At 43.5% G+C, this 6375-nt stretch carries 4 protein-coding genes, 1 other RNA gene and 1 pseudogene; 1 reads left to right on the plus strand and 5 read right to left on the minus strand.

Annotation, left to right across the window (positions count from 1 at the left end):
* Positions 1 to 140 precede the first annotated feature (140 nt).
* The 5 genes and pseudogenes from ssrA to pyrH form a co-directional block, all read right to left on the minus strand.
* Positions 141 to 531: a transfer-messenger RNA gene (ssrA, locus tag IM322_RS01675) on the minus strand.
* Between the two features lie 905 nt (positions 532 to 1436).
* Positions 1437 to 2729, minus strand: a complete 1293-nt coding sequence (locus IM322_RS01680) for an HhoA/HhoB/HtrA family serine endopeptidase (protein ID WP_287672827.1) — start codon at positions 2727 to 2729, stop codon at positions 1437 to 1439.
* Positions 2730 to 2976: 247 nt separating this feature from the next.
* Positions 2977 to 3279, minus strand: a pseudogene (locus tag IM322_RS01685) (IS1 family transposase); the annotation flags it as partial.
* A gap of 781 nt (positions 3280 to 4060) precedes the next feature.
* Positions 4061 to 4582: a ribosome recycling factor gene (frr, locus tag IM322_RS01690; RefSeq protein WP_502863131.1), complete on the minus strand. Its 522-nt coding sequence runs from the start codon at positions 4580 to 4582 to the stop codon at positions 4061 to 4063.
* Positions 4583 to 4595: 13 nt separating this feature from the next.
* Positions 4596 to 5318 (minus strand): UMP kinase, encoded by a 723-nt coding sequence (pyrH, locus tag IM322_RS01695; protein WP_002762234.1) that lies wholly within the window; start codon positions 5316 to 5318, stop codon positions 4596 to 4598.
* Positions 5319 to 5627: 309 nt separating this feature from the next.
* Between pyrH and IM322_RS01700 the strand changes: the two genes are divergently transcribed.
* Positions 5628 to 6209 (plus strand): hypothetical protein, encoded by a 582-nt coding sequence (locus IM322_RS01700; RefSeq protein WP_002797920.1) that lies wholly within the window; start codon positions 5628 to 5630, stop codon positions 6207 to 6209.
* Positions 6210 to 6375: the final 166 nt, after the last annotated feature.

Genomic DNA, 6375 nt, shown 5'->3' on the forward strand with positions numbered 1-6375 from the left:
AACTTTAAACTCTAAGACAAACATTTTACGCAGGGGGTACTTAGATAAAATCAGTATAGCACAATAAAAGTTAAGTTAACAAGCTATAGTTTAAAAAGCCGTCCTAAAAGGACGGGGCTTTAACCCAAAATTTCGGTAATCAATGGAGCCGAGCAGAGTCGAACTGCTGTCCAAATTAGGTATTGACTGTCCGTTCATTCACAGGTTTAGTCTCGATTACCCTCGAAACGGGGACTGTCACTTATCCCGGACAGTGGGATGCTCTAGTTAAAGCTTAGACGGTTAACTAACTAGAGAAAGTTAAACGTGGCATCCGTTGGGGGTTTATCCATAGTCCTTAACGGAGTCAAACTATGAATGCTCGAGTCGATTAGAGACTATTAGGCAGCTACAGGAGCGGCTTTACGAGCGAAAGGAACGATGTTGTTCGCATTTACTTTTTGTTTGAGCCTTTGATTTACGAGAGGAGACTCACTCTCGACCTGTATCACGGGGGAGCTTTCGCTAACCTGTCGAAACCGTTACGGCCCCTTGTGCTTACATTCTGATTATAGCACATTTTTTGATTAAGCTAATTTCGGTTCAATTGAGGATTTTTCCCTTCCCAGGCGTTAGAGCCGGGCTAGATCGGTAAAAAAGGTTTTTATCGCTGATTTTTCTGAAATGGCATCGATATCAAAGAGATAAGCCATCAGGTTCTCTCGTCCAAGATATTATCCAGTTCTTCGGCTAATTCTTCTGAATCTTCCCAATTTTCGGTTAAATTCCCTAACCCTCCCCTAATTATTGATTGCCTCGGTTTGAATTGCCCCCTATCAACAATCTATCTCCATACCACAATTTAGCCATTTTGTCAAAAAAATTTTTACTTTGCAACAAAACTACACAAAAATTAGATCAACGTTGTTCGGGAAAAAAGGGACAATTGGCGAAAGTGTTTGGTTTTGCTCAAGGGAAAAATCTAGATTTAGCAAGGGTTTTAAGACAACCCAGACCATTAAAAACCTAAAAATTACAACAAAACCCATGATAGCATAATGCAAAATTATACCTGAATCGCTGGAAGTATTGCAACCTCGTAAATAAATAAAAATTATTCTCAATAAATTCTTAAGTAAAAATAAATATTACCGATTGTAAATTTATAGCGTTTCCTGTTCACAAGAGGTACATTCTCAATCCTGAAAAGCTTAATCAACAAAGGTTAAAGTGTGCCTCGCAGATGCGAGAACCGCTATAAATATTTTTAAGTATTGAGAGTATTTATATATAAAATACTTATCATTTTGCCCTGATTGCCTCTAACTTTTCCCTCCCCAGAGTAACCACAGGAAAGACTATTACAGCATAATTATTCGATTCAAGAGCCAAAAGTAAAACCAGAAATATAGAGAGCTTAGTAACAAGCTCTCTATAAAGTTTAGGTCTTCTACCACTTATTTTTCAGACTGGGATCTGTTAGCAGTATTCAAGCTACCCACTTGAATATTCAGATTAATTTTTTGTCCTTCCCGGCTAATTTCTACGGGTAAATTATCGCCGATTTGAGTATTAGCAACAATTTCCCGAACCGCATCGGGATCGGTGACATTCTTACCACCTACAGACTTTAACACATCACCCGATCGCAATCCCGCTGCTGCGGCAGGAGAATCTCTCATCACCCGCACTAACAAGACACCAGAATCATCGGGGATAGTCCAATTATCAGCCATGGGACTATCGGCTAATTGTTCTTTTACCTCCGAAGTTAACTGTACCATTTGAACACCGAGATAGGGATGTTCCACCTTACCCGTAGCGATTAATTGTTCGGCGATTCTTTGGGCAGTCTTAATCGGAATAGCAAAACCTAAACCCTGGGCATTTTGAATGATAGCAGTGTTAACTCCGATGACTTCTCCCCGAGCATTTAACAAAGGTCCGCCGGAATTTCCGGGGTTAATTGCCGCATCGGTTTGCAGGAAATCTACCAGTTTATCACTAGCGCCAATTTGGGAGCTATTGCGTTCCTTGGCACTAATAATTCCCGTGGTGACAGTGTTATCTAATCCCAAAGGATTACCGATAGCGATCGCCCATTCTCCCACCTGTAAACTATCAGAATTACCTAATTTAACCGTGGGTAAATTGCTCGTTTCTACCTGTACCACTGCCACATCAGTTAAAGGATCACTACCTAAAACTTTACCATCGATAGTGCGACCATCTTTGAGGGTGACAGTCACCTTATCTGCTCCCTCGACAACGTGAGCATTGGTGATAATTTTACCGTCATTACTGATAATAAACCCCGAACCTGTACCTCTTTGAACTTGTTTTTCTCCTCCCTTTGGTATTTGAGAACCAAAGAAGCGACGGAAAACAGGATCGTTAGCAAATTCAGAAAAATCACCGCCTCCATTGACTTCCCTAGAAGCATTAATTCTTACCACCGCCGGCCCCACTTCTTGCACCACAGAAGCGACAAAATTGGTAGGAATAACCAGAGACGAGGGAGCGGCAGCCGCTGGTGTGGAGGGGCGAGGATTATTGGCAGCGGTGGCAATATTTTGGGCTAATTCTAGAGGATTTTGGCTGTAGGCGTAGGTGGCACCGATGCCTAACCCGGCACCCAAAACCAGTAAAGAGGAATAGGCAAAAAGTTTTTTCATTGCAGAAGATTTGGAGCGTTTAGGATTGCCTTCGTTGCGCGGGGAGATATTATCGTTAAAAATATTGCGAGTCATAGTTTTTATTGTTTAACCATTCTGAGAAGGGAATAAAAGTCAGTCCTAATAATCGTGGGTGTGAGAGGAGTGTTTCGGAAAACGGCTTGGGACTGACTATCTCTAATTTAGGCTGGGGATATGAACTTACTGTGACGCAGACATGAAGTTTTGATTGCAAGGTCATTATCCTAGTGGATAGACAGATAGAAAGATAGAGGGTGGTGATTCGGTAGTAGTGATGGAGGCTTAATCCTTTGCTTTGCTGTGCATTGTAGTCATGGATAAAATACCAAAGGGCTCCCCAACGTGATTCTCCATTTTGCTAGAGAAAGATAGACTCTCTCTCACCAGCCGAGAAATCCTTTGTCGAAAGGTATTATTTAATCTTTCAATAGGATTAGTTTGACCAGTTTCTTTCCCGACCGGTCGATGACGTTTACTCGGAATTACTGTCTTATAGGACTCCCAAAAGTCTGTGTAAGTAACAGCACATTGTCGGTAAACACCGGGTCGGCCTGTCCCAAAGTTTTTTGGCTGATTGACGACTCCTATCTCCTAAATAGCAACCAATAATACTAAATCCGTTGAGAATAGGCTACTTAGGGTTTGCTGAAAAAGTTTGTTGGTGGGGTTAGGAGTCGGTCGTCGGTCGTCAGGAGCCGGTCGTTTCAGGCTTTGTTGCCCTCTCTTTTTGTACCAGTTTATGTACTACAAGAAGGATAATGCAAGGTTTTTGAGGGTCCCAATCCGATTTTCGCAGCATGAACATCGGATTTTAACAGGTCAAAAGCCTTATTTTAAAAGGGTTTTACCATTATTCAGCAAACCCTACTTATAAGGACAGGCAAAAGGGGGGGATAAATATAGCGTTTCCTGTTCACAAGAGGTACATTCTCAATCCTGAAAAGCTTAGTCAACAAAGGTTAAAGTGTGCCTCGCAGATGCGAGAACCGCTATAATCAGTTTTTAATAACCGTATTTAGTATAATACCCGTCATAATGATGCTTTAAAACTGCCTCAATTTTAACAATTATTACCAGAAAAAAATTCTTGTTTAGTGATTACTCATGATCGAAAATGTACGGCTATTATGATCAATCAACTAGCAGAAAGAAGAAATTTTCTAAAGTAATGGCAGAGATGGTTAATTACCCTTGCCCCCAAGGCGGGGGTGGGAGAGGGGGAGTAGGATGCCTGCCACGAATAAAGAAAATGGTAGAACCTGAGATGCCGCGATACGGAAAGACTTCACCCCCAAACCTTCTCACTCCCCTATACCTTTTAAATAGGGATAAAAAGCTAAATAGAACAGACAAAAAGCCTGTTCTATCCATGAGGAGAAAAAAACTTAAACGGTCATGATATCTTTTTCTTTTGTCGTTAACAAATCCTCGATTTTGGCGATAAATTTATCGGTGGATTTCTGCACTTGATCCTGTAAATCCCTCGATTCATCCTCAGAAATTTCGTGACCTTTTTCCTGTTTACGGATAGCATCGATCGCATCCCGGCGAATATTGCGGATAGCCACCTTTCCTTCTTCGGCCAATTTCGCCGCTAATTTGACCAATTCCTTGCGGCGATCGCTGGTCAGGGGAGGGATATTTAAACGAATGATCTGACCGTCATTACTGGGGGTTAAACCCACGTCCGACAGAGAAATCGCCTTTTCGATCGCCCCCATACTGGTACGATCAAAGGGTTGAATCGCGATCGTGGTCGCGTCGGGAGTGCTAATTGTCGCTAGGGACTTGAGGGGAGTTTCCATGCCATAATACTCCACCACGATCCGATCTAAAAGAGAAGCATTTGCCCGGCCGGTACGAATCGTATTAAAAGCTCTCTGGGTTGATTCGACGGTTTTCTGCATCTGGTCTTGAACTTCAGCTAACTTCACAGAATCCTCCTACCAATGTTCCAACGGGTTCACCTTTGACAGCGCGAACAATATTACCTGTCACCGACAGATCGAAAACGACTATCGGGATATTATTTTCCTTGCACAGAGCGATCGCCGTTCCGTCCATCACCCGCAGATCATGAGTCAGCACATGACCGTAGGTAAGACTTTGAAAGCGTCGCGCGTTAGGGTTATGGGAGGGATCGGAATCATAAACTCCATCCACTTTCGTCGCTTTAAACACCACTTCCGCATCGATTTCGGCAGCGCGCAGGGCCGCCGTGGTATCGGTGGTAAAGAAAGGATTACCCGATCCCGCACCGAAAACCACCACCCGACCTTTTTCCAGATGACGGATTGCTCGCCGGCGGATATAGGGTTCAGCCAATTCCTGCATGGCAATCGCCGTTAATACCCTAGTCGGTACTTGCGCTCGTTCTAGGGCATCCTGCAAGGTCATAGCGTTCATGACTGTTGCTATCATACCAATATAATCGGCTGTGGCCCGATCCATGCCGGCCGAGGCTGCTTTCACCCCGCGAAAAATATTGCCTCCACCGACCACGATCGCCAATTGGATGCCTTGGTCAACCACTTCGGAGATTTCCTGAGCGATAGCGGAAACCACCATCGGGTCGATCCCATAGCCGAGATTGCCCATCAGGGCCTCCCCACTCAGTTTTAATAATACCCGCTTGTACGCCATGCCCTTACTACCACTCGCTAAAACAATATCTAGATAATTTTTGTCTCCCCATAAGATAGCAGGTTTTGGCCTTGATTTAAGCTGACTGGTTCACTCTCCCAGAGGGACGAGAAGTTAAACTTAATAAATCTTTTCGTTGGGAAATTGGTATTTAGTGATACCTTTGTTATTAAGGGAAGCTTAAGTCCCTAGGCAAAATTAATTACACATATCTCACTACCTCTTGTCTTTTGCCTTTTGCATGAGTGCCTATCCTAACCAAGAAATTAATTTTGCACGACTACTTAGTTTTATAGAGAATTAATAACCGTGGTCAGCGATCGATTACTATTGGTCAACAAAAGCAATCAAGGGGCCGCTAACATCGATACCTTTGATTGGGTGTATGGGTTTCAGGATGGAACTCGTCTGATGGGAAAGGTTTGCGGTTACTTAGATCCCGATAGTAATCGTCTTCTCGATCCCGAAAACTGCAGCGCTATCTACCAGAATGCCCAGGGACAAGTCCTTAGTCGTTGGCAAGCTGGAGATTTTATCGCTTTTGAACTAACCACCACCGGGGAAGATCTCCTGATCGTGGCTTCTAATGATAATTGTGTCAGTAATAGTCTCTGTTTGGTTTCGGGCATTAGTCGCAGCTGCGCCCAAGTTAGCGATGAAGGAAAATCCCTCGTCCGGGAGGTTTTTCAATACCCTGCTTGGTCTTTCCAGGGCGATAATAGCACTTCTAAGCCGGCTTTCAGTTGGAATTGTTCCGTATCTCCCTTTTTCCCCTTTGTTTCCCTGCGTTTTAATCTTCAGTCCACCAGCAGCAAAAAATTCTATCGTTGGACGGTTTCCCCCTATTTTCCCTTTTGTCCCCTCTTAGAAGTGGGAGAATCCCTTGCCTAATTAGGGTTTGCGGCAAAAAGTTTTTCGTTGGGGGTTGGGGGTTGGGGTGTGGGGTTTTACCCATTTTCAGGTGGTCAATTACCTAATTTTCAGGGAAAAAGTCCCGGAATTTTCCCCCCAATCACTCCAAGGGTCGGCACTTTTTGAGGGAAAAAAAGTCTAAAAA

Origin of the sequence: Microcystis sp. M109S1 (genome assembly GCF_020247025.1) — a bacterium.
Classification (GTDB): Bacteria; Cyanobacteriota; Cyanobacteriia; order Cyanobacteriales; family Microcystaceae; genus Microcystis.

Bases quoted from the DNA above. Each gene is read 5' to 3' on its own strand.
- IM322_RS01680 (WP_287672827.1), bottom strand. From the start codon at position 2,729: ATGACTCGCAATATTTTTAACGATAATATCTCCCCGCGCAACGAAGGC.
- frr (WP_502863131.1), bottom strand. From the start codon at position 4,582: ATGCAGAAAACCGTCGAATCAACCCAGAGAGCTTTTAATACGATTCGT.
- pyrH (WP_002762234.1), bottom strand. From the start codon at position 5,318: ATGGCGTACAAGCGGGTATTATTAAAACTGAGTGGGGAGGCCCTGATG.